General features: G+C 73.4%; 20 protein-coding genes and 1 pseudogene. 8 read left to right on the forward strand and 13 right to left on the reverse strand.

What is annotated here, in order from left to right:
• Positions 1–11: 11 nt before the first annotated feature.
• Positions 12–194 (reverse strand): hypothetical protein, encoded by a 183-nt coding sequence (locus ACY1JF_RS14310; RefSeq protein ID WP_462705480.1) that lies wholly within the window; start codon positions 192–194, stop codon positions 12–14.
• 80 nt (positions 195–274) lie between these two features.
• Between ACY1JF_RS14310 and ACY1JF_RS14315 the strand changes: the two genes are divergently transcribed.
• Both ACY1JF_RS14315 and ACY1JF_RS14320 read left to right on the forward strand, forming a co-directional pair.
• The gene (locus tag ACY1JF_RS14315) at positions 275–1,243 is read left to right on the forward strand and encodes a bile acid:sodium symporter family protein (RefSeq protein WP_462705481.1); all 969 of its coding nucleotides are present in this window, start codon (positions 275–277) and stop codon (positions 1,241–1,243) included.
• 106 nt (positions 1,244–1,349) lie between these two features.
• Complete coding sequence (locus ACY1JF_RS14320; protein ID WP_462705482.1) at positions 1,350–1,676, forward strand: hypothetical protein; 327 nt, start codon at positions 1,350–1,352, stop codon at positions 1,674–1,676.
• 54 nt (positions 1,677–1,730) lie between these two features.
• On the opposite strand, the gene ACY1JF_RS14325 is transcribed toward ACY1JF_RS14320, so the two are convergent.
• From ACY1JF_RS14325 to ACY1JF_RS14350, 6 genes and pseudogenes are all read right to left on the reverse strand, one after another.
• Positions 1,731–3,059 (reverse strand): MFS transporter, encoded by a 1,329-nt coding sequence (locus tag ACY1JF_RS14325; RefSeq protein ID WP_462705483.1) that lies wholly within the window; start codon positions 3,057–3,059, stop codon positions 1,731–1,733.
• A 207-nt stretch (positions 3,060–3,266) separates the two neighbouring features.
• A complete protein-coding gene (locus tag ACY1JF_RS14330) occupies positions 3,267–4,217 on the reverse strand; it encodes a catechol 2,3-dioxygenase (RefSeq protein ID WP_462705484.1) in 951 nt (316 codons plus the stop codon).
• Positions 4,198–5,298 (reverse strand): 4-oxalomesaconate tautomerase, encoded by a 1,101-nt coding sequence (locus ACY1JF_RS14335; RefSeq protein WP_462705600.1) that lies wholly within the window; start codon positions 5,296–5,298, stop codon positions 4,198–4,200. The genes ACY1JF_RS14330 and ACY1JF_RS14335 overlap by 20 nt, the downstream gene beginning before the upstream one ends.
• Positions 5,299–5,321: 23 nt before the next feature.
• Positions 5,322–6,032, reverse strand: a complete 711-nt coding sequence (locus tag ACY1JF_RS14340) for a 4-carboxy-4-hydroxy-2-oxoadipate aldolase/oxaloacetate decarboxylase (RefSeq protein WP_462705485.1) — start codon at positions 6,030–6,032, stop codon at positions 5,322–5,324.
• Between the two features lie 93 nt (positions 6,033–6,125).
• On the reverse strand, positions 6,126–6,776 hold the full coding sequence (locus ACY1JF_RS14345) for a GntR family transcriptional regulator (protein WP_462705486.1): 651 nt from the start codon (positions 6,774–6,776) through the stop codon (positions 6,126–6,128).
• A gap of 106 nt (positions 6,777–6,882) precedes the next feature.
• Positions 6,883–7,901: pseudogene (locus ACY1JF_RS14350) on the reverse strand (LacI family DNA-binding transcriptional regulator).
• A 110-nt stretch (positions 7,902–8,011) separates the two neighbouring features.
• Here ACY1JF_RS14350 and ACY1JF_RS14355 point away from each other — a divergent pair.
• The gene (locus ACY1JF_RS14355) at positions 8,012–9,184 is read left to right on the forward strand and encodes a Gfo/Idh/MocA family protein (RefSeq protein ID WP_462705487.1); all 1,173 of its coding nucleotides are present in this window, start codon (positions 8,012–8,014) and stop codon (positions 9,182–9,184) included.
• A gap of 43 nt (positions 9,185–9,227) precedes the next feature.
• Complete coding sequence (locus tag ACY1JF_RS14360; protein WP_462705488.1) at positions 9,228–10,232, forward strand: Gfo/Idh/MocA family protein; 1,005 nt, start codon at positions 9,228–9,230, stop codon at positions 10,230–10,232.
• 9 nt (positions 10,233–10,241) lie between these two features.
• Here ACY1JF_RS14360 and ACY1JF_RS14365 read toward each other — a convergent pair whose 3' ends face one another.
• The 5 genes from ACY1JF_RS14365 to ACY1JF_RS14385 all read right to left on the reverse strand — a co-directional run bounded on the left by ACY1JF_RS14365 (position 10,242) and on the right by ACY1JF_RS14385 (position 14,660).
• On the reverse strand, positions 10,242–10,655 hold the full coding sequence (locus ACY1JF_RS14365; protein ID WP_462705489.1) for a VOC family protein: 414 nt from the start codon (positions 10,653–10,655) through the stop codon (positions 10,242–10,244).
• A 151-nt stretch (positions 10,656–10,806) separates the two neighbouring features.
• Positions 10,807–11,709: a sugar phosphate isomerase/epimerase family protein gene (locus ACY1JF_RS14370; RefSeq protein WP_462705490.1), complete on the reverse strand. Its 903-nt coding sequence runs from the start codon at positions 11,707–11,709 to the stop codon at positions 10,807–10,809.
• A gap of 1 nt (position 11,710) precedes the next feature.
• A complete protein-coding gene (locus tag ACY1JF_RS14375) occupies positions 11,711–12,565 on the reverse strand; it encodes an ATP-binding cassette domain-containing protein (RefSeq protein WP_462705491.1) in 855 nt (284 codons plus the stop codon).
• Positions 12,566–12,570: 5 nt separating this feature from the next.
• Positions 12,571–13,623 carry an ABC transporter permease gene (locus ACY1JF_RS14380; protein ID WP_462705492.1) on the reverse strand — a complete coding sequence of 351 codons (1,053 nt, stop codon included), beginning with the start codon at positions 13,621–13,623 and terminating at the stop codon, positions 12,571–12,573.
• Positions 13,623–14,660, reverse strand: coding sequence for a substrate-binding domain-containing protein (locus ACY1JF_RS14385; RefSeq protein ID WP_462705493.1), 1,038 nt, complete (start codon positions 14,658–14,660; stop codon positions 13,623–13,625). The genes ACY1JF_RS14380 and ACY1JF_RS14385 overlap by 1 nt, the downstream gene beginning before the upstream one ends.
• 289 nt (positions 14,661–14,949) lie before the next feature.
• Between ACY1JF_RS14385 and ACY1JF_RS14390 the strand changes: the two genes are divergently transcribed.
• Genes ACY1JF_RS14390 through iolD form a run of 3 tightly spaced genes read left to right on the forward strand, consistent with a single transcriptional unit; the run spans position 14,950 to position 18,631 of the window.
• A complete protein-coding gene (locus ACY1JF_RS14390) occupies positions 14,950–15,855 on the forward strand; it encodes a Cgl0159 family (beta/alpha)8-fold protein (RefSeq protein WP_462705494.1) in 906 nt (301 codons plus the stop codon).
• Positions 15,852–16,736, forward strand: a complete 885-nt coding sequence (gene iolB / locus ACY1JF_RS14395) for a 5-deoxy-glucuronate isomerase (protein WP_462705495.1) — start codon at positions 15,852–15,854, stop codon at positions 16,734–16,736. The genes ACY1JF_RS14390 and iolB overlap by 4 nt, the downstream gene beginning before the upstream one ends.
• Positions 16,733–18,631, forward strand: a complete 1,899-nt coding sequence (iolD, locus tag ACY1JF_RS14400) for a 3D-(3,5/4)-trihydroxycyclohexane-1,2-dione acylhydrolase (decyclizing) (RefSeq protein ID WP_462705496.1) — start codon at positions 16,733–16,735, stop codon at positions 18,629–18,631. Before iolB ends, iolD begins: the two co-directional genes overlap by 4 nt.
• Positions 18,632–18,665: 34 nt before the next feature.
• Here iolD and ACY1JF_RS14405 read toward each other — a convergent pair whose 3' ends face one another.
• Positions 18,666–19,448, reverse strand: a complete 783-nt coding sequence (locus ACY1JF_RS14405; protein WP_462705497.1) for an IclR family transcriptional regulator — start codon at positions 19,446–19,448, stop codon at positions 18,666–18,668.
• A gap of 251 nt (positions 19,449–19,699) precedes the next feature.
• On the opposite strand from ACY1JF_RS14405, the gene ACY1JF_RS14410 reads away from it, so the two are divergent.
• Positions 19,700–20,701: a 4-hydroxy-3-methylbut-2-enyl diphosphate reductase gene (locus ACY1JF_RS14410; protein ID WP_462705498.1), complete on the forward strand. Its 1,002-nt coding sequence runs from the start codon at positions 19,700–19,702 to the stop codon at positions 20,699–20,701.
• Positions 20,702–20,709 lie beyond the last annotated feature (8 nt).

The raw sequence follows: 20,709 nt of genomic DNA on the forward strand, positions 1-20,709 counted from the left end.
CCCCCGCGGCGTCAGAACTCGTTGCCCCAGCAGTAGCGCGCGATCGTCTCCACGAGCACCGGTTTGCGGCGCTGGTCCTCGGCGGTCAGCAGCGGCCGCGCCGTGACGTCCGCGAAGCCCCGGGGCGGGGACACGGCCGCGTCCTCCAGGTCGGCGAACGCCTCCAGCGGGTCGACGCGACCGGGGTGACTCACCCACCTGACGTGACCGATGTGACCGATCGCACCGCGAGACACGCTTGCGTCATGCGCCTGACCAGGCGTTGTCTCGCACGGTGAGTACCGAACGAACCGAACAGCACGACACCACGGCCGCCCCGGCCACCGGTGACCGCTCCGCACGGCGTGCCGTCACCGTCTTCCCCGTACTGGTCCTCCTGGCCGGCGCCCTCGGGCTGCTGCTGCCGGGCGGCTTCTCCGGCTGGAGCGAGGGGGTGCCCTATCTGCTGGGCGTCGTGATGTTCTGCATGGGCGTCACCATGACCCCGGAGGACTTCCGCGGGGTCGCCGAGCGGCCCTGGGCGGTGGCGCTCGGACTGGTCGCGCACTACGTCATCATGCCGGGGCTCGGCTGGGCCATCGCCCACCTGCTCCACCTCTCCCCGCAGCTCGCCGCCGGGGTGATCCTGGTCGGCTGCGCCCCCAGCGGCACGGCCTCCAACGTGGTCACCTACCTGGCGCGCGGCGACGTGGCGCTGTCCGTCTCCGTCGCCACCGTCTCCACCGTGCTGGCCCCGCTGATCACCCCGCCGCTGACACTGCTGCTGGCCGGCGAGTACCTGCCGGTCGACGCCGGTTCGATGGTCACCGACATCCTCAAGACGGTGCTGCTGCCGGTCCTGGCGGGCATCGTGGTACGGCTGGTCGCGAGCCGGTGGGTGAGCCGGGCCCTGCCGGTGCTGCCGTGGCTCTCCGCGCTGACCATCGCCGTGATCGTGGCCGTGGTGGTGGCGGGCAGCGCCGCCGCCATCAAGTCGGCCGCCCTGCTGGTGTTCGTCGCCGTGGTGCTGCACAACGGCCTGGGTCTGGCGCTGGGGTACGGCGCCGGCCGGCTGGGCCGGCTGGGCGAGGGGGGCAGCCGCGCCATGGCCTTCGAGGTCGGCATGCAGAACTCCGGGCTCGCCGCCTCGCTGGCCACCGCCCACTTCAGCCCGCTGGCCGCGCTGCCGGCCGCGGTCTTCTCCGTCTGGCACAACATCTCCGGCGCGCTGGCCGCCGCCTGGCTGTCCCGCCGCCCCCGCTGAGTCGCCCCTTGTACGTCACCGCCTCGGTCCGCAGCATGACGTGGGCCGGGGCGGTGTCGTCGTTCCGGCGGCTCCGGAGGTCTCGCGAAGGGGGAAGGCACTGACCGTGGCGAACGCCGGCCGGCGCGTCGCCGCCGTGTGGGCCGGGCCGTGTCCGGCCGGTCCGACGGCCATCTACGTCCTCTCCTGGGACCCGTACGCGGACGGCCCGGAGTTCCCCGCCGAGGAGCCGACTCCGGCACCCACGGGGAGTTACTCCCACGACTGCGAGGAGACCGCCGAAGAGATCGATCGGGAGCGTGCGGAGGCGGCCCGGCAGCAGACGCTGCCGCCCTCCCCCGGATTCGTCCCCGTCCAGACACTGAGGCCGTACGCGGTGCCCGGGGACTGCCGCGACGAACTGGACGCCCCGCTCGGCGTCAACTCGCCGTGAGAAAACGCCGGCCCCCGCGTCCTCGCGGGGGCCGGCGTCGCGTGGCGATGTCGCTCAGTGGGCCGCGCCCACCAGCTTCTGCCCGGCGCCGTCCCCGGCCGTGCGCTTGCCGGCGCGGGCGGCGGCGATGCCGATGAAGACCATGGACGCCACACCGGCCAGCGCGAACGCGGTGAAGCCCCAGTCACCCTTGTTCGCGGCGAGCAGCTGACCGCCCAGCCACGGGCCGAAGACCGCGCCGAAGCGGCCCATGCCCGAGGTCCAGCCGACGGCCGTGGCGCGGCTGTCGGGGGTGGAGGCGATGGACACCGTCGCGTAGATCATGGTCTGGGCGCTGTTGAGGAAGACGCCGGTGAGGAAGACGACCACGAAGGTCAGCGCCAGCGGCATGTGGACGCTGAGCAGGAAGACACCGGCGGCGGTCAGCGCGAACCAGACGGCGGAGATGCGCGGGGCGCCGAAGCGGTCGGAGGCGCGGCCGGCGATCAGCATGCCGACGATGCCGCCGAGGTTGAACAGGACCACGAAGGTCAGCGCGGAGCCCAGCTCGTAGCCCTCGCTGCGCATCAGGGTGGGCAGCCAGGTGGCGACACCGTAGACGAGCAGCAGCCCGCCGAAGGAGGCCAGCCAGTACAGCAGGGTCTGGATCCACTGGTTGCCCTGGAAGAGGGCGGCGAGGTTGCCCCAGCGGGAGCCGGCGGTCCTGCCCGCCTTGGGCGCGGGGAGCTCGACGTCGTAGCGGGCGGCCAGCGCGGCGGCCTCCTCGCGGCGGCCCTGGGCGACCAGGAAGCTCAGCGACTCGGGCAGCCACTTCAGCAGCACCGGGACGAAGAGCAGCGGGACCACGCAGACCCAGAAGGCGGCGCGCCAGCCGAGCGGCTCGACGATCCACAGGGCGACGTAGGCGGAGAGGATGCCGCCGGCGTGGTGGGCGGTCATCAGCAGGCCGATGGTGAGGGCCGCGCGGCCCTTGGGGGCGTAGTCGGAGACCATGCTGATCGCGGTGGGCAGCAGACCGCCGAGGCCGATGCCGGCCAGGGTCCGGCCGAGGCCGAAGACGGCGACGCTGTTCGCGACGGCGCACAGGCCGGAAGCCAGGGAGAAGAGCGCGACGCAGGAGAGCATCAGCTTCTTGCGGCCGATCCGGTCCGCGATCGTGCCCGCGGTCAGCGCGCCGACCAGCATGCCGAAGGTGGCGTAGCTGCCCAGGTCACCCGCCTGGCCGGAGGTGATCCCGAGGGCCTTCTCCTCCAGCATGTGGGGCAGCACCGAGCCGTAGATGAACATGTCCAGGCCGTCGAAGAGCACGGCGACCCAGCACAGGACGACGACCAGCAGGGCCAGTCTGCTGCCCTTTGAGGACAGGGCGGGGGAGGAGGACATCGTTGTTTTCCTCTCGACCAGGACGAGTTCCCTGGAGGGGATCAGTGAAGCGGGTCCGCGCGGCTCGTGCGGCTCGACCCGTGGTGTGCGCTAGACGCTAAAGTTCCGGCCATTGAGTGTCAACGGTTTTGTTAACAATCTCAGCAACGATCTGGTAGCCCCCGGCCCCTCCCCCTGCGCCACGGGGGTGGACCGTGGCGCGGATCGTCAGGCGACCGGCGGGGTGCCGTGGGTGTGGAAGGACTCGATGGTCTTCAGCCCCCAGGCCTGCCCCTTCTTCCGCTCCTCCTCGGTCCAGGTGATCAGCGGCCAGTCCGGCGCCAGCACCAGGCGGGTGAGCGGGTTGCACAGCTCGATGCGGTTGCCGCCGGGCTCGTAGACGTACAGGAAGAACGTCTGCTGGATGGCGTGCTTGTGCGGGCCGGTCTCGATGAACACGCCGGTGTCGATGGCGAGGTCGGCGGCGCGCAGGATGTCCTCGCGGTTCTCGGTCGCGAAGGCGATGTGGTGCAGCCGCCCCTCGGAGCCGGTCCAGTCCTCGGTGTAGACGACGTCGTAGGACTTGTTGGTGAAGGTCAGCCAACGGGCCGCGATCTTGCCGGAGTCCAGCTGGATCTGCTCGGTGGGCCGGGCGCCCAGGAGGTGTTCCTGGAACTCGGCGTTGGCGAGCACGTCGGAGGCGAGGAAGTTGATGTGGTCCAGGCGGCGGACGCCGACTCCGCGGTTGGGCTTGGCCTGCGGCTGGTTCTTCAGCGCGGGCTTCAGCTCGTCGGGGGCCCGGTAGTGCTCGCTCTCCCAGTACAGGGCGTGCTCGTGGCCGTCGGGGTCGGTGGTGAGGTAGAGCCGGCCGAGGCCGGGCTCGTCCTCGACCCACTTCCCGCCGCGGCCGGCCTCCTCCAGGGCCTTCACCCGGCGCTGGAGGGCGTCCTCGCTGGAGGTGCGCAGCGCGAGCCGGCCGAGGCCGGGCGTCTCGCGGGCGGTGAGCACCAGGCTGTGGTGCTCGTAGTCGTCGTAGGTGCGCAGGTAGACGGTGTCACCGTCCTGGCCGTTGACCGTCAGGCCCAGGAAGTCGGTGAAGAAGCCGACACTGGCGTCGAGGTCGGGCGTGAACAGCTGGGTGTGACCGATATGGGCGATGTCACCGAGCGGCGGAGTCATCGTTGCCTCCAGAGGATGGTGCGGGGGTCGGGGCCGTCCCGGCCGACCGGGGGAAGACGGTGCCGTCGAAGATCTTCCGTGCGGTGCGCACGACGGCGGTACGGCGGACCACCGGGGGTGTGCCGTCGGTTCCGGGATCGACGGCGGTCTCGACGTCCAGGAAGCCGGTGGGGTGTTCGACGCGGACGCGGTCGCCGCTGCCGGGCGGTTCCGCGATGCCCTCCCCCACCCCGCCGGGCAGGCGGAGTCCGGCGGCCACGCTCGCGGCGCCCAGGACGCCGATGGAGGTGTGGCAGCGCACGGGGATGAAGGTGCGGGTGGTGACCGCGCCGCCGTGCCGGGGCGGCGCGAGCAGACTGAGCTTGGGCACGGTGGTGGACTCGACGTCCCCGAGCCCCATCAGCCGGCCGGCCGCCAGCCGGATCTCCCGGAGGCGGTCGGCCAGGTCCGTGTCCTCCTCCAGGTCCCGCGGCTCCTCGTAGCCGGTGACCCGCAGGGCGCCCGCCGGGATCAGCACGACCGGCATGCCGTTGTCGACGCAGGTCACCTCGGTGCCGGCGACGGTGTCGCGGACGTTGCCGGTGGGCAGCAGGGGGGAGCTGCCCTGCGGGAACTCGATGACGACCGCGGCGGCGGTGCCCGGCACGCCCGAGATCTCGGCGTCGCCGGTGTAGTCGACGCGCCCGCCCGGGGTGGGGAAGGTGGCGATCGCCAGTTCCCCGGTGTTGCGCATCCGGATGCGTACGGACGTCTCACCGTCCTGGGCGGGAACCAGTCCGCGCTCCACGGCGAACGGGCCCACTCCGGCGAGGATGTTGCCGCAGTTCTGCCGGTCGGTGACCTCGGGGGTGTCCACGTTGACCTGGAGGAACAGGTAGTCGACATCGGCCTCGGGGTCGTCCGAGGCCGAGACGACGGCGACCTTGCTGGTCAGCGGGTGGGCGCCGCCCAGCCCGTCGATCTGGCGCGGATCGGGGCTGCCCATGACCCGCAGCAGCAGGTCGTCGCGGGCGGCGGCGTCGGCGGGGAGGTCCCCGGCCAGGAAGTAGGCGCCCTTGGAGGTGCCGCCGCGCATCAGCATGCAGCGGACCTCGTCGGGTGCGCTCACGACGCGTCCCCGCCGCGCGTGTACTCCTCGTAGGACTGGTAGGTCACGCCGAGCTGGACCAGCTTCTCGCGCAGTCCGTAGCGGTCCAGGCCCAGCTGGCCCTCCAGGAAGGCGGCGCGGGTCGCGGCCTCCTTCTCCTCCCGGGCCCGGGACGCCTCGGCGGTCTGCCGGGCCTTCTCGCGCGGGACGACGACCACGCCGTCGTCGTCGGCGACGATCACGTCACCGGGGTTGACGACCTGGCCGCCGATGACGACCGGTACGTTGACGCTGCCGCCGGTCGCCTTGACGGTGCCCTGCGCGGACACGGCGGCGGACCAGGCGGGGAAGCCCATCTCGCGCAGCTCGGAGGTGTCCCGGATACCCGTGTTGATGACCAGCCCGCGCACCCCGCGCTGCTGGAGCGCGGTGGCGAACAGCTCGCCGAACAGGCCGTCGGTGGAGGGCGAGGTGGTGGTGACGACCAGGATGTCACCCTCGCCGCACTGCTCCACGGCGGCGTGGATCATGAGGTTGTCGCCGGGCCAGGACAGCACGGTCACCGCGGTGCCGGCGATCCGGGTGTCCTGCTGGATCGGGCGCAGGTGCGAGCCGAGCAGGCCGGTGCGGCCCATCGCCTCGGACACGGTGGCCACGCCGTACCCGGACAGGGCCTCGACGTCCTTGGCCTCCGCCTTCGGCGGGTCGGTGACGATGACGCCGCTCATGCCTGCTCCTTCGGGGTGTGCGGGTACGCGTACACGGGATCTCTTCCTTGTCGGGCCGGGCCGCCGCCGGGCGCGCTCCCGCCTTGCGGCGGGTCAGTCGCGCAACGCCTCGATCACACTGGTGAGGTGGGCGCGGACGGCCGCCTCGGCCGCCTGTGGGTCTCTGGCCCCGATCGCCTCGATCATGGCCAGGTGCTCGTTCAGGGATTGCTGGGGCCGTCCCGGACGCAGCGCCAGCTGGAAGCGGTGGCGCACCAGTTGGGCGTTGAGCCGCTCCAGCAGTTCCAGCGCGGTCAGCTGGCCGGAGAACTCCCGGATCCTGGTGTGCAGCCGGTGGTTGAGTTCCGAGTAGGTCAGCGGTTCGCCGTCGGCCACGGCCTTGCGCATCGCCGTACCGAGGTCGGTCAGCTCGACGATCTGCTCGTCGGTGACGGCTGCCGCCGCCTTCGCCGCGCAGAGCCCTTCGAGGACCAGCCGGCACTCGGTGATGGCGACCGCTTCCTCCACGGTCACCACCCGCACCCGCGACCCCCGGTTGCGGATGCGCTCGACCAGCCCCTGCGACTCCAGGTCGATCAGTGCGGCCCGGATGCTGGCCCGTGTCACACCGAACTGCTCGGCGAGTTCGTTCTCCACCAGCCGCTGGGCCGGTGCCATGTCGCCGCGCAGGATCGCCTCCCGCAGTCGTCCGAGCGCAAGCTGTTTCGCCTGCTCCCCGGTGCTCGGACCGGCTTGTTTCGGCATGTGCCCTCCCTGACTGAGTGCTCGTCGAACGTAAATCTATCCAAACAAGATTGTCAACAATTTTGTTTGCCAAATTACGGGGTGCTGTGCGGGGTTTTCGAGGCGCTCACCGGCGGGGTCCGGGGGGCGCGGCCGTGGTCCCCCGGATCTCCAGCGAGGGGGCCGTAAGGCGCAGGCCGCCCGGTCCGCCGGGGGCGCGCAGCCGGTCGAGCAGGCGGTGGGCGGCGCGGCGGCCGACCTCGTGGCCGGCGTGGTCGACCGTGGTGAGCCACAGGTGCCGCAGCCGGGAGACTCCCGTGTCGCCGTAGCCGGTCACGGACAGGCCGTGCGGCACCCGCGGTCCCCGTTCCCCGCCGCCGACAGGGCGCCGACGCAGGCGGTGTCGTTCACGGCGAAGACGGCGGTGGGCCGCTCGGGTCCGCTTCCGCCGAGCAGCCGGACGGTGGCGCGGTAGCCGCCCTCCTCCGTCATGCCGCAGGGCTCGACGGCCGCCCGGCCGGCCAGGCCGTGGTCCCGCACCGCCGACTCGAAGCCGCGCCGCCTCAGTTCGCCGGCGGCCCCGTGGCCCGCGAGGTGCGCCACCGCGCGGTGGCCGAGGCCGATGAGGTGCTCGGTGACCAGCCGTGCCCCGCGCTCGTCGTCGCCGGCCACCACGTCCACGCCGGGCGGCACCGCCTCCCGGGCGCCCGCGACCACCACGGGAAGGCGCGCGGCGGCGTCCTCCAGGACGGCCGGGCCGGGCAGCGTGCCGACCACGACCAGACCGTCGACCCCCAGGTCGCGCAGGGGGCCCGCGACGTCGCCCGGTCCGGAGCGGCGGTTGAGGCGGGCGTCGGAGAGCAGGACGTGCAGGTCGTTGTCGCGCAGCACGCGGTGCAGTCCGTCGAGCAGGTCGGCGAACCACGGGTGGCGCAGGTCGTCGAGGAGGACACCCACGGTGCGGGTGCGCCGCTCGCTCAGGCTGCGCGCCGCCGCGTTGGGCCGGTAGCCGAGTTCCCGCGCGGCCCGCAGCACCGCCCGGCGCCGCTCGGGCCGCACCCCGTCGGCACCGCGCAGCACCAGGGAGACCAGCGACTTGGAGACCCCGGCCCGCTCGGCCACGTCACGGATGGTCGGCTGCTTCATGGCCGGACCGTTCCACGGGCGGTACCGCCTGTCAAAGCCTTGACACCGCGGGCCGGAAGTCCTCAGGGTGACAGGAAACAGGTGCTGGACCGGTCCAAAGAGGGGCTCGCATGGCTCACCCGGAGGAGACGCTCGGTGTCGCCGTCATCGGCTTCGGCTGGATGGGGCGGGTGCACACCCAGGCCTACGTCCGCGTCCGCCACCACTATCCGCGCCTCGCCGTCCGTCCGGAGCTGGTCGTGGTCGCCGAGGAGGTGCCGGGCCGGGGCGAGGAGGCCGCCGCCCGGTTCGGGTTCGCCTCGGCCGTCCGTGACTGGCGTGAGGTGGCCGCCGACCCCCGGGTACGGGCGGTCAGCGTCACCGCCCCGAACTTCCTGCACCGCGAGATCGGCGTCGCGATGGCCGAGGCGGGCAAGCACCTGTGGATCGAGAAGCCGGTCGGGCTGGACGCCGGGGACGCCCGCGCGGTGGCCGCCGCCGCCGCGAAGGCCGGTGTCCAGGGCGCGGTCGGCTTCAACTACCGGAGCGCGCCCGCCGTCGAGGCGGCCCGCGACCTGATCGCCGCCGGGGACATCGGCGCCGTCACCCATGTCCGCGTCCGGCTGTTCAGCGACTACGCCGCCCATCCCGAGTCGGCCCTGACCTGGCGCTACGAACGGGAGCGCGGCGGCAGCGGCGTCCTGGGCGACCTGGCCTCGCACGGTGCGGACCTGGCCCGGTTCCTGTGCGGCGACATCGCCTCCGTGACCGCCGACACCGCCGTCTTCGTGCCCGAACGGGCCCGCCCGGCCGCCGCCACCGCCGGTCACACCCGGGCGACGGGCGGGGATCCCGGTCCGGTGGAGAACGAGGACTACGTCGGCTGCCTGCTGCGCTTCGCCTCCGGTGCCCGCGGCGTGCTGGAGGCGTGCCGGGTCTCGGTCGGCGAGCAGAACGCGTACGGCTTCGAGGTGCACGGCACCAGGGGCGCGGTGTTCTGGGACTTCCGGCGGATGAACGAGCTGGGCGTCAGCCGCGGCACGGCCTACCAGGACCAGCCGGTCAGCACGGTGTACGTCGGTCCGGGCGACGGTGAGTTCGCCGCGTTCCAGCCGGGCGCGGCCAACGCGATGGGCTATGACGACCTGAAGGTGATCGAGGCGTACCGCTTCCTGCGCTCGGTCGCGGAGGGCACCCCGTACGGCGCGACGCTGACCGACGCGGTGCGCGGCGCGGCCGTGCTGGACGCGATGGAGCGTTCGGCCGCGAGCGGCGCCTGGGCCGCCGTGGACCCGTCGGCGTGACGCCCGCGCCGCCCCCGTCCCGGATCCCTTAGGAGCACCGCCCATGCGCATCGGCATCCTCGGTCTCGGCCGCATCGGCTCCTTCCACGCCGAGACCCTCGCCGGGCTCGGCGCCGTGGAGTCCCTGGTCGTGTCCGATCCGGCCGCCGGGGCCGCGCGGGCCGCCGCCGAGCGGTTCGGCGCGCGGGTCGCGGACTCCCCCGCCGAGCTGCTGGCCGGCGGGGTGGACGGGCTCGTCGTCGCGGCGGCGACCGACGCCCATCCGGCGCTGATCCGGGCCGGGGTGGACGCCGGGGTGCCGGTCTTCTGCGAGAAGCCGGTGGCCCGCGCCATGGCCGAGGGCATGGAGGTGCTGAAGGCCGTCGCGGGGCGTGCGGTGCCGGTGCAGATCGGCTTCAACCGGCGGTTCGACGCCGGGTTCGCCGCGGCGCGGGCGGCGGTGCGCTCCGGCGAGCTGGGCCCCCTGCACACCGTGCGGTCGACCACGCTGGACCCGGCGCCGCCGCCGGCCGGGTACGTCGCCGCCTCCGGCGGCATCTTCCGGGACTGCTCGGTGCACGACTTCGACATGATCCGCTGGGTGACGGGCCGCGAGGTGGCCGAGGTGTACGCGGTCGGCGGCAACCGGGGCGCCGCCCACATCCGGGAGGCCGGTGACGCCGACACCACCGGGGCGGTCCTCACCCTGGACGACGGGACCGTCGCGATGGTGTCCAACAGCCGGCACAACGGGCGCGGTCACGACGTCCGCATGGAACTGCACGGCTTCGCCGACTCCCTCGCGGTCGGTCTGGAGGACCGGCTGCCGCTGCGCTCGGCGGAGCCGGGGGCGGCCTTCCCCTCCGGCACCCCGCACGCCTTCTTCCTGGACCGGTTCGCCGCCGCCTACCGCGCCGAGCTGGCCGCCTTCACGGAGGTGGTCGCCGGGGCGCGGCCGTCGCCGTGCGGGATCGGGGAGGCGCTGGAGGCGGGCTGGATCGCGGAGGCGTGCACGCTGTCGCTGCGCGAGCACCGACCCGTGACGGTGGAGGAGGTACGGCGGGCGTGAGCGGTCCGGTCAGGCGGCCGGCTCGCTGATGTCCACCATCCAGGAGACGCCGAACCGGTCCCGGCACATGCCGAACACGTCGCCCCACATCTGCTTCTCCAGCGCCACGTCGACGGTGCCGCCGGCGGACAGCTTGGTCCAGTAGCCGCGCAGCTCGGCGTCGTCGTCGCCACCGAGGCTGATCGAGCAGGTGTTCCCCGGGGTGTGCTCGGTGCCGGGCGGGGCGTCGGCGCCCATCAGGGTGAAGCCGCTCGGTGTCTCCAGCACGCCGTGCATGATCTTGTCGGCGTCCGGGCCGGGCGACCCGCCGAACGACGCGTAGGTGTTCAGCGTGAGCGTGCCTCCGAACACCTCCTCGTAGAACTCCAGCGCCTGGCGGGCGTCGCCGTCGAAGCTGAGGTACGGGTTGAGCCGCGTGGTCATGACTGCCTCCCGGAACGGGGCGAAGGGCCATCGCTGTCGACGCTAACGCGCGCCGCTGACAACGGCCCCCCGAGCAGCGCCGGGCGGGCCCCGTCCGGCTCCGTCCGGCCCCGACGGGCGCCGTCCGGCCCCGACACGGCGTCCGGTCCCGTCAGGCGCCGCAGGAGCGCAGGAAGCGGCGGGTGCGGACCGCGATGGGCAGCGGCCGGTCCGGTTCGCAGGGGTACATGTCCTGCTCGACGATGGCGAAGAGGTCCACGCCGAGCCGCTGGGCCGCCGCCAGGACCGGTTCCAGCGCGGGCACCCCGGCCGGCGGTTCGCACATCACCCCGCGCCGCACGGCCGTCCCGAACGGCAGCCCGTCCGCCCGGACCCCGGCGAGGACCTCGGGGTCGACCTGCTTGAGGTGCAGGTACCCGACGCGTTCGCCGTAGGTCTCGATGAGCTTGACGCTGTCGCCGCCGCAGTAGGCGTAGTGGCCGGTGTCCAGGCAGAGGCCGACCAGGCCGGGGTCGGTGGCGTCGAGGAAGCGCTCGACGTGCTCCTCGGTGTCGAGGTGGGTGTCGGCGTGCGGGTGGACGACGACGTCGAGGCCGTAGGCCTCCCTCACCTCGCGGCCGAGGCGCTCCATGCCGCCGGTGAGGTGGCCCCACTGCTCACGGGTCAGCTTGGGGGGTTCCAGGATCTCGGCGGTCCTGTCGTCGCGCCAGAAGGACGGGATGACCACGAGGTGCCGGGCGCCCATCGCCCGGGTCAGGCCGGCGACGCGGCTCACCTGCTCCCAGGTCGCGTCCCACTCGCAGGGGCCGCGGTGCAGGCCGCAGAAGACGGTGCCGGCCGAGACCCTCAGGCCGCGCCGGTCCACCTCGTCGGTGAGCCGGGCCGGGTCGGTGGGGAGGTAGCCGTAGGGGCCCAGTTCGATCCAGGAGTAGCCGGCCTCGGCGACCTCGTCCAGGAAGCGTTCCCAGGGCACCTGGCGGGGGTCGTCGGGGAACCAGACGCCCCAGGAGTCGGGGGCGGAGCCGACCCGGATGCGGTCGAGCACGGGGGCCATGTCAGGTGTTCCCTTCCCTGGGCGAGGTGAGGTCCCGCTCGTCGGGGGGAGCGGCGGTGCCGGCTCCGCCGACCCGCGCCAGCTCGTGCTTGAGGGCGGCGAGTTCCGCGCCCCCGGCCATGTGGTCGGTCAGCTTCTCCAGGGTGACGTCGCCGCGGGCGGCGGACAGTTCGAGGGTGCCCAGGCGCAGCACGGTGAAGTGGTCGCCGACCAGGTAGGCGTGGTGGGGGTTGTGGGTGATGAGGATGACGCCGAGGCCGCGGTCGCGGGCGGCGGCCACGTACTTCAGCACCACGCCGGACTGCTTCACGCCGAGCGCGGCGGTGGGCTCGTCCAGGATGAGGACGCGGGCGCCGAAGTGGACGGCGCGGGCGATGGCGACGCACTGGCGCTGACCGCCGGAGAGGGTGCCGACGGGCTGCTCCAGGTCGTCCAGGGCGATGCCCATGGCGCGCAGTTCCGCGTCGGCGGTCCGCTTCATGCGGGCGATGTCCAGGCGGCGGAGGGGCCAGGGGCCGCGGGTCAGTTCGGAGCCGAGGAAGAAGTTGCGCCACACCGGCATCAGCGGGACGGTGGCCAGGTCCTGGTAGACGGCGGCGATGCCCCGGTCCAGGGCCTGGCGCGGGGTGGTGAAGCGGACGGGTGCGCCGTCGACCAGGAACTGGCCCTCGGTGTGCTGGTGCAGCCCCGAGACGATCTTGATGAGGGTGGACTTGCCGGCGCCGTTGTCGCCGAGCACACAGGTCACCCGACCGGGATGGACGGCGAGGTCGACGCCGTGCAGGGCGCGGACGGTGCCGTAGGACTTGCCGGCGCCGCGCAGTTCCACGAGCGGGACGGGGGCGGGGTCGGTCATGTGGCTCACCTCCGGGTCGCCGCGCGGCGGACCCACAGATTGACGAGGACGGCGCCGAGCAGCATCACACCGAGGAACGCCTTGAACCAGTCGGGGTTCCATCCGGCGTACACGATGCCCTGGTTGACCAGGCCGAACATGAAGGCGCCGAAGACCGGGCCGATCGCGGAGCCGGCGCCGCCGGTCAGCAGGCAGCCGCCGATGACGGCGGCGGCGATGTAGATCAGTTCCTGGCCGACGCCCTCGCCGGACTGCACGGTGTTGAAGGAGAACAGCTGGTGCATGCCGGTGAACCAGGCGCCGAAGCCGACCAGCGTGAACAGGGAGACCTTGGTGAAGGTCACGGGCACGCCGACCGCGCGGGCGCTGTCCTGGTCGCCGCCGACGGCGAAGACCCAGTTGCCGTACTTGGTGCGCAGCAGCACCCAGGTGGCCAGGGCGGCGAAGAGCAGCCACCACACCACCGTGATCTTCACCTGGACGCCGCCGACGCCGAAGGAGGACGCGAAGAGGGCCTCGGCCTGGCCGAAGCCGTCCATGTCGCTGATGTCGTCGGTGGCGACGTTGCCGGTGACGAGTTTGGTGACGGCGAGGTTGACGCCCTGGAGGATCAGGAAGGTGCCGAGGGTGACGAGGAAGCTGGGCAGCCGGGTCCTCACCAGCATCCAGCCGTTGAACGCGCCGACGGCGAGGGAGACCACCAGGGCGGCCAGCACGCCGGTCCAGACGTTCACGGTCAGCTGGTAGCTGAGCATGCTCGCGGTGAGCGCCGAGGTGACCACCGCGACCCCGGCCGACAGGTCGAACTCGCCGCCGATCATCAGCAGGGCCACGGGCAGCGCCATGATGCCGATGGTGGAGGACTGGTAGAGGACGGTCGCCATCGAGCCGGCCTGCCGGACCGAGGGGGCCGCGACCAGGAAGAAGACGAGGACGGCGACGGCGCCGAGGAGCACCCCGACCTCGGGCCGGGCCAGCAGCCGCAGCGGCAGGGGGCGTCCGCTCCGCCGTGCCCCGGCGGCCGGCGGGGTGGTCACCGCCGGTGGGGCCCCGCTCATCACCGGGTGCCCTTCGCGGCGAACTCGGCGACCCGGTCGACGTTGGACTCGTCGACGAAGGCCGGCCCGGTCAGCACCGGCTGCTCACCGCCGCCGCTGTAGTTGCCGTTGTTCTCGTAGAGCCACAGCCCGTCGACCGCCAAGTACCCCTGGAGGTAGGGCTGCTGGTCCACGGCGAACTCGACGTCGCCCTTGTGGATCGCGCCGGTCAGCTCCTTGTCGAGGTCGAAGGTGGCCACCTTCGCCTCGCTCCCGCTCTCCGCCACCGACCGCACCGCGGTCATCGCGAAGGGCGCGCCGAGGGTGACGACGTGGTCGATGGAGCTGTCCTGTTTGAGCTTGGCGGTGATCGTCGACTGCACGGACGGCATGTCGGTGCCGTTGACGTACAGGTTCTCCACCGAGCCCTCGAAGGTCTTCCGCACCCCGTCGCAGCGCTGGGTGAGGCCGACGTTGCCCTGTTCGTGCAGGACGCAGACGGCCTTCTCGGCCCCCACCTCGTCGAGCCTCTCGCCGAACGCCTCGCCGGCCACGCTCTCGTCCTGCCCGAAGAACTCCGTCAGCCCCATCCGCTTCCAGTCGCCCAGCCCGGAGTTGAGCCCGACGACGGGGATGCCGGCCTGCCGGGCCCTGCTCACCACGTCCTTGAGGGCGTCCGGCTTGGCGAGGGTGACCGCGATGCCGTCGACCTTCTGGTCGATGGCGTTCTGCACCAGGCCGGCCTGGTTCCCGGCGTTGGGGTCGTGGGAGTGGACGAGCTTGATGTTGTCCTTGGCCGCGGCGGCCTCGGCGCCCTTGCGGACGATGTCCCAGAAGGTGTCACCGGCCGCCTGATGGGTGATCAGGGCGACCGTCATCCGGGGGGTGCCGGCCTTGCCCGCCGGAGCTTCGGACGCCCCCTCCTCGTCGGCCTTCTTGCCCCCGGAGCCGCTGGAGCAGCCGGCGAGGGCCAGGGCCGCCGCCGCGGCGAACGCCAGGGCGGAAACGGGCCGCCGGGAGCGGTGGCGGGCGGGGCGGGCGGGAGCGGAGCGGTCCATCTTTCCTGCACCTCACTGTAGCGACGGGAACCGAGTGCCGTAGTGCCGTAGTGCTTGAGTGCCGTGGGGAGAAGGCTTGCGCTGGGACCGGATACAAGTGCGTCACGCCCTCGATGTCAATGCTTTGTCAAGACATCGCTTCAATACCAGGTCCGAATGTCCGTACAAAGTATTGACAGGACGGTGTCCGGCGCCCTACACCGGAAAGGGCGTCCCGCACCGGAAAGGGCGACCGATCCCTACCCCCGGCGGCCGGACCTACCCCTGACCTTGCGAACGGAGTCCCGTCGTGCCCCTCTCCCCCGCCGACCTCGCCGGCCTCACCGCGGTCAGAGCACGGCGCCCCGAGGCAGTCGCCGAGGCGGCGGCCCGCCGGGTGCGCCGCCCGCTGATCGGGGAGAGCGGGCGGCTGATGATCGTGGCCGCCGACCACCCGGCGCGCGGCGCCCTCGGCGTCGGGGACCGCCCGCTGGCCATGGCCAACCGGGCGGACCTGCTGGGACGGCTGTGCGCCGCGCTGTCCCGGCCGGGCGTCGACGGCGTGCTGGCCACCGCGGACATCCTGGAGGACCTGCTGCTGCTCGGCGCGCTGGAGGGCAAGGTCGCGGTCGGCTCGATGAACCGCGGGGGTCTGGCGGGCGCCGCCTTCGAGATGGACGACCGGTTCACCGGGCACCGCGCCGACGACCTCGCCCGGCTCCGGTTCGACGCGGGCAAGCTGCTGCTGCGCGTCGACCTTGACGACCCGGGCTCGCTGGCCACCCTGGAGTCCGCCGCCCGTGCCGTGGACGCGATGGCGGGGCACCGGCTGCCGCTGTTCGTGGAGCCGTTCCTGTGCCGCCGGACCCAGGGGCGGCTTCGCACCGACCTGTCCGCCGAGGCCGTCACCCGGTCCATCGCCATCGCCTCGGGACTGGGCGGCACCTCCGCCTACACCTGGCTGAAACTGCCCGTCACCCACGAACCGGACGACATGGCCGAGGTCCTGGGGGCCTCCACCCTGCCGGTGGTACTGCTCGGCGGCGATGTCGGGAACGATCAGGAGGCCGCGTACGCGCGCTGGCGCGAGGCGCTGCGGCTGCCCACCGTCCAGGGCCTGGTGGCGGGCCGCTCGCTGCTCTACCCCGCCGAGGGCAGTGTGGAGCGGGCGGTGGACACGGCGGTCGGGCTGTTGGGAGAGGGAGGCATGCGATGACGTACCACCTGCCCGCGGGCACGGCCGGAAACGGTCCCTACGCGGTCGACGTGACCCCGGAGACGGCCGGATGGGGGTACAGCGGCCTGCGGATCCTCGCCCTCCCGCCGGGCGGCTCGCACACCTTCGACGCCGGGGACAGCGAGTGGATCGTGCTGCCGCTGGCCGGCGCCTGCACGGTCACCGCCGACGGCGCCGCCTTCGGACTGCGCGGCCGGCCCGACGTGTTCAGCGCCGTCAGCGACTTCGCCTACGTCCCGCGCGACGCCCGCGCGAGCGTCTCGTCCGCCGCCGGCGGCCGGTTCGCGCTGGCCGGGGCCCGCTGCGCCCGCCGCCTGCCCGCCCGCTACGGACCGGCCGCGTCCGTCCCGGTGGAACTGCGCGGCACGGGCGCCTGCTCGCGCCAGGTCAACAACTTCGGGGCGGCCGGCGTCTTCGCGTGCGACAAGCTGATCGCCGTCGAGGTGCTCACCCCCGGCGGCAACTGGTCCTCCTTCCCGCCCCACAAGCACGACGAGCACCGCCCCGGCGAGGAAGCCGAACTGGAGGAGATCTACTACTTCGAGTTCGCCGCCCGCGACGGCGTCCCCGGCCTCGGCTACCACCGGGTCTCCCCCTCCGGCCGGGGCCGCGGCACCGACGTGCTGGCCGAGGTGCGCGACGGCGACGTCGTCCTCGTCCCCGACGGCTGGCACGGACCGTCGACGGCCGTGCCCGGCCACCACATGTACTACCTCAACGTCATGGCGGGCCCCGCCGGCGAACGCGCCTGGCTGGTCAGCGACCACCCCGGCCACGCCTGGATCCGCGCCACCTGGCCGGAGCAGCCCGTCGACCCCCGGCTCCCCCTGTGCACCGCCCCGGAGAGGGGGGACGCGTGAGCACGCTCCGGCTGACCACCGCCCAGGCCCTGGTGCGGTTCCTGGCCGCCCAGTACACCGAACGGGACGGCGTGCGGCACCGGCTGATCGCCGGGATGTGGGGGATCTTCGGCCACGGCAACGTCGCCGGGATCGGCCAGGCCCTCGTCGAGTACGCCACCGTGCCCGGTGGGGGGACACCCCCCGCGTCCCCCGTGCTGCCGTACCACCAGGGCCGCAACGAACAGGCCATGGTGCACGCGGCGGTGGGCCACGCCCGGCAGCTCAACCGCCTCTCCGCGCAGGCCGTCACCACGTCGATCGGCCCCGGCGCCACCAACCTGGTCACCGGCGCCGCCCTGGCCACCGTCAACCGCCTGCCGGTACTGCTGCTCCCCGGCGACTACTTCGCCGCCCACCCCGCCGACCCGCTGCTCCAGCAGCTCGAACACCCCTCGGCGGCCGACGTGTCGGTCAACGACACCCTGCGCCCCGTCTCCCGCTTCTTCGACCGGATCACCCGCCCCGAGGCACTGGTCCCCTCCGCGCTGAACGCCATGCGGGTCCTGGCGGACCCCGCCGAGACCGGCGCCGTGACCCTGGCGCTGCCGCAGGACGTGCAGGCGCAGGCGGCCGACTGGCCCGAGGAGTTCTTCGCCGACCGGGTCTGGCGGGTACGGCGCCCCGCGCCCGACCCCGCGGAACTGGCCGACGCCGCGGCGGCGGTCCGCCGCGCCGCCCGCCCGCTGATCGTCGCGGGCGGCGGCGTCCACCACAGCGAGGCGGAGGAGGCTCTGCGCGAACTGGCCGACGCCACCGGCATCCCCGTCGCCTCCACCCAGGCCGGCAAGGGCTCGCTGCGCCACGACCACCCGGCCGACGTCGGCGGCATCGGGCACACCGGCACCGCGGTCGCCGACGCCCTGGCCCGCACCGCCGACCTGGTGATCGGCGTCGGCACCCGCTACGGCGACTTCACCACCGCCTCCGGCACCCTCTTCCAGCACCCGGGCGTCCGTTTCCTCAACCTCAACATCACCGCCTTCGACGCCCACAAGCTCGCCGCCCGCACCCTGGTCTGCGACGCGCGCACCGGCCTGGCGGCGCTCACCGAAGCCCTCGCCGGCCACCGCGTGGACGACGCGTACACGGCCGAGTACCGCGCCGGCAAGGAGCGCTGGGAGCGGGTCGTCGAGACCGCCCTGCGCGCCGGGGACGACAGCGCGGTGCCGACCCAGACGCAGGTGATCGGCGCGCTGGACGAGGTGGTCGGCGACACGGACGTGGTGGTCAACGCGGCCGGCTCGCTCCCCGGCGACCTGCACCGGCTGTGGCGGGCCCGGTCCCCGCGCCAGTACCACCTGGAGTACGGCTACTCCTGCATGGGCTACGAGATCCCGGCCGCCCTCGGTGTCCAGCAGGCCGCGCCCGGCACCCCGGTGTGGGCGCTGGTCGGCGACGGCACGTACCTGATGAACCCGACGGAGATCGTCACGGCCGTGCAGGAGGGCCTCCCCGTCAAGCTGGTGCTGCTCCAGAACCACGGCTACGCCTCCATCGGCGGCCTGTCCGAGTCGGTGGGCGCGGAGCGGTTCGGCACGGCGTACCGCCACCGGGCCGCCGACGGGTCGTTCACCGGCGCCCCGCTGCCCGTGGACCTCGCCGCCAACGCGGCCAGCCTCGGGATGGACGTGCTGCGCCCCGAGACCGTGGGCGAGCTGCGCGCGGCCCTGGCCGCGGCCCGCGCCGCGTCCCGGCCGACCTGCGTGTACGTCGAGACCGCCCCGGCGCCGGCCGCGCCCAGGGCCGAGGCGTGGTGGGACGTGCCGGTGGCCGAGGTGTCCGCGCGCCCGGCCGCCACCGAGGCCCGGGCGGCCTACGACCGGGCGGTCGCGGGCCGCCGCCGCCACCTGTGAGCGCCGCGTCCCGCGCCGGGCGGGCCGGGACGGCTCAGCCCGCGCCGGCCAGTCGCTGCTCGATGGCGCCGGCGGTGTCGAGCAGGGCGCGCGCGACGCTGCGCAGGTCCCTGGTGTTCACGGTGTCGCCCAGCACCACCGCGGCGACCGGTCCGGCCTTGCCGAGCCGGACCGGGGCGGCCAGTTCGACCAGGTCGGGGATGGTCTCGCTGCGGGCGTAGGACAGCCCGGTGCGCCGGATGCGCTCGAACTCGCGGCGCATCGCCTCCGTCCGGGCCCGGGTCGCGCCGGTGCCGGCCGGCGCCGTGCCGAAAAGCTCCGCCGGGTCGCGCCGGTCCAGCGCGAGCAGGAGCTTGCCCGCCGCCGAACCGTACGCCGGGACCGGCTGCCGCAGCGCCATCGCGAGCCGGACGTGTTCTTGTTTGTAGAGCGTCCCGACGTGCTGGACCTTCGTCCCCGACAGGGTGCCGAGGCTGACGATCCGGTTGGTGAGCTGGAAGAGTTCGAGCAGGAAGGGGGTGACCGGGTAGCTGAGGCGCTGCACCCCGGCGGGGCCGCCCGTCGCCGCCAGCCGGGACAGATAGGTGCCGAGTTCGTAGGACTTGGACTCCCGGCGGACGGCGAGCCCGATGTCGGTGAGCGCCTGCATCAGACGGTGCAGCGTCGACTTCGGCAGGTTCACCAGCCGTGACAGTTCCGACAGGGTCAGTGGCCGCGACGCCTCGGCCAGTGCCTCCAGTACGGTGAGCGCCTTGCGCAGCGGGCCTCCCACGGGCGCGGGCGCGGCCGTCCGCAGCCCCGTGCCGACGGTCCCCACCGGGCACGACGCCTGATACGGATGTCGTCCACCGTCCACCCGGATGCTCCCCTCGCCGAGGCACACACGAACCGTTGTCCATGCCTACCCGCGCGCGCAGGGCGGGCTCAAGGCCGGCCGGGGCCGCTGTCCCCAGGGTGCTCGGGATCGGGCCCTTTTGTCGGCCGGCGGCCCGGCGCGGGAACAACCACCGTTCCGGAAACCGGAAACGGCCGTGGAACCGGTGCCGTGCCGTCCCTACTGTCCCGATCATGGCTGATGTGAGCTCGTACGAGTACCCGGGGGACGGCGTCGCCCGCCGAGTCCTGCTGGCCGGCCCCCGCTCCTTCTGCGCGGGCGTCGAGAGGGCCATCGAGATCGTGGAGCGGGCTCTGGAGCAGCGGGGCGCCCCGGTCTACGTCCGCAAGCAGATCGTGCACAACGTCACCGTCGTCGACGGTCTCGCCCGGCGCGGCGCGGTCTTCGTCGAGGAGCTGGACGAGGTGCCCGACGGGGCGACGGTGGTCTTCTCCGCGCACGGGGTCTCCCCCGCCGTGCGCCGGGAGGCGGACCGGCGCGGCCTCGACGTCGTCGACGGCACCTGCCCCCTGGTCGCCAAGGTGCACGCCGAGGCACGCCGGTTCGCGGCCCGCGGTGACACCGTCGTGCTCGTCGGCCACGCCGGGCACGAGGAGGTCGAGGGCACCCTCGGTGAGGCACCGGAGTCGATGGTGCTGGTCTCGACGCCCGACGAGGTCCGGGACCTGCCGTCGGACATCGGGCGGCAGCTCTCCTACCTGACCCAGACCACGCTCGCGGTCGACGAGACCGCGGAGGTCGTCGACGCGCTGCGGGACAGGTTCCCGCGGCTGCGGGAACCCCCCACCGACGACATCTGCTACGCCACCACCAACCGGCAGGCCGCGCTCAAGGCGATCGTCGCGGAGTCCGACCTCGTCCTGGTCGTCGGTTCGGAGAACTCCTCCAACTCGGTGCGGCTGGTGGAACTCGCGCGCCGCGAGGGCACCCGCGCCGAGCTGATCGACCGGGCCGACGACATCCGGCCGCACTGGCTGGCGGGCGTGCGCACCGTCGGGCTCACGGCCGGCGCCTCGGCGCCGCCCGCCCTGGTCACCGAGGTCGTGGACCGGCTGGGCACCTTCGGTCCGGTCCACGTGGAGGAGCGCGAGATCGCCCGCGAGACGGTGAGCTTCGACCTGCCCTCGCCGGTACGCCGCGGCATGCGGCGGACGGCGGACGGACGTTCCAGCTGAGCGAGGAG

The organism is Streptomyces sp. SYSU D01066-1 (genome assembly GCF_054956795.1).